Source organism: Amycolatopsis pithecellobii (assembly GCF_009707865.1).
GTDB lineage: Bacteria > Actinomycetota > Actinomycetes > Mycobacteriales > Pseudonocardiaceae > Amycolatopsis_E > Amycolatopsis_E pithecellobii.
In genome coordinates, this window is the sequence record NZ_WMBA01000137.1 from 1 (window position 1) to 1,831 (window position 1,831).

Consider the following 1,831-nt stretch of genomic DNA (forward strand, 5'->3'; position numbering starts at 1 on the left):
TTCAAGGTCGTACTCGCCGCCCGGACTCATGACGCGCGAACTCCGTGGGGTCAGAGGGTGGCTGTGGGTGGGAAGGTGTCGACGGCGTCGGCGAGGGTTTGGGCGAGTTGGGTGTAGTAGGTGTTGTTGGGGTGCCCGCCGGTGAGGTAGGCGGGGTTGATTTGGTTGTGGTTGGTGGTGTCTGCGACGGCGGTGTCGAGGTCGACGATTTCGTCGGCGCCGTATTGGGTGTAGTTGGCTCGGATGTCGTTGTCGAGTGCGGTGCGGAGGGTTTCGCGGGGGTCTGTTGTGGACAGTCCGAGTGGCGGGATGGTGGTCAGGATGACGTGCTGGGGTGTGCCGTCGGGGCGGAACGCTCGGTGGAGTGCGTAGCCGCCTGGGGTTGCGGTTTTCATGATGTTCGTGAGGTTGGTTTCGATCAGGCTTTTGCTGGTGTTGTTGAGGATGTCGTTGGTGCCGGCGGCGATGATGACGGTGCGGAGGTTGGGTTCGGCGAGCAGGGTTTGGTTGAGGGTGGTGTCGGGGCTGGCGGAGACGAGTGGGCCGCCGGTGTTGCTGGTGTTGCCGAGGTTGGTGGCGCTGGGGGCTCCTGGGGTGGGCATGGGTTGTTGTGGGGCTGGGGAGTCGTAGAGCTGGGGGATGTCGATGTCGGTGAGGGTGTTGTGGTAGACGCGGACGTCGGAGACGGAGCCGGTGAGGTAGTCCGCGGGAGTGCCGTTGGTTTTGCCACGGCCGATGGTGAGGTTGCCGGTGATGTCGGGTGAGGTGGTGGTGGCGACGGTGTTTTGGGCGGCGCTGTTGATGTAGAGGGTCATGTTTTCGTTGCTGGCGTCGAATACCCCGGTGAGCTGGGTCCAGGTTCCGGTTTGGGGTGCGGCGGTGGACAGCGCCCGGGTGAGGGTGGGGTTGGTGGTGTCGGCGCTGGCGCGGGTGAAGGACCAGCGGTTGCTGGTTTTGTCGTATTCCAGGCGGAAACTGCTGGTCTGGGTGCCGTCTTGGGCGACCACGGTTTGTGATGTGTTGGTGTTGGTGATCTTGGCCCAGGCGGAGATGGTGAAGCTGCGGGCGGTGTTGACGGCGGCGCCGTTGGTGGTGATGGTGCCGGCGCCGTCGAAGGCGGCGCTGCCGGCGAGGTCGCCGGCCCAGGCGGTGTTCCAGGTGACGCCGCCGGTGACGGTGCCGGGGTGGGTGCCGGTGGTGTCGGCGGCGGTGGTGCCGGTGCCGTCGGCGAGTTTCCACCAGTCATCGGCCGGTTGGCCGGCGCGGCTGACGTTGACGACGCTGCCCGGCAGGTTGCCGGCGAGGGCGTCGGGGAGGTGGTCGACCCAGGTTTGCTGGTCGCTGCGCCCGGCGCTGGAGGCGCCGGCGGCGGAGGTCTGGTCGCCGAGGATCGCGATGGTGCCGGTGGTGGGGTCGGTGGTGGTGACGTCGACGGCGGTGAGGTAGTAGTCGCCGGGCAGTGTCGTGGTGTATGGGCTGCCGCTGGTGTCCGCGGTGTTGTTACCCGTCGCGAGATAGGTGGGGGTGACGGGCGCGGTATGGACGGGAGCGCGGGTGACGGCGCTCGGCAGGTGGAGGCTGACGACGAGGTTCCCGCTGCCCCCGCTGGTGGTGGGGAAGGTGATCGGGTCGCTGAGGATCTCACCGCCGGCGGGCAGCGTGACGCTGCTGGTGCCGCCGAAGGTCAGCGCGGCGGGGTTGGTGAGGGTGGCAGCGCCGGTGCCGGTGGTGCCGGCTTGTGCGGCGAGGGTGGCGGCGTCGATGGTGGTGGTGGAGGCGGTGGATTGTGGGGGTGAGGCGAGTCCGGCGGCGGTGTTGGACAGCCGGATCC

At 67.8% G+C, this 1,831-nt stretch carries 1 protein-coding gene; it reads right to left on the reverse strand.

All coding sequences use genetic code 11. The features are described from left to right. Positions 1-50: 50 nt before the first annotated feature. Positions 51-1,831 (reverse strand): LamG-like jellyroll fold domain-containing protein (locus GKO32_RS37755; protein WP_312869287.1); only part of this gene is annotated, 1,781 nt, incomplete at its 5' end.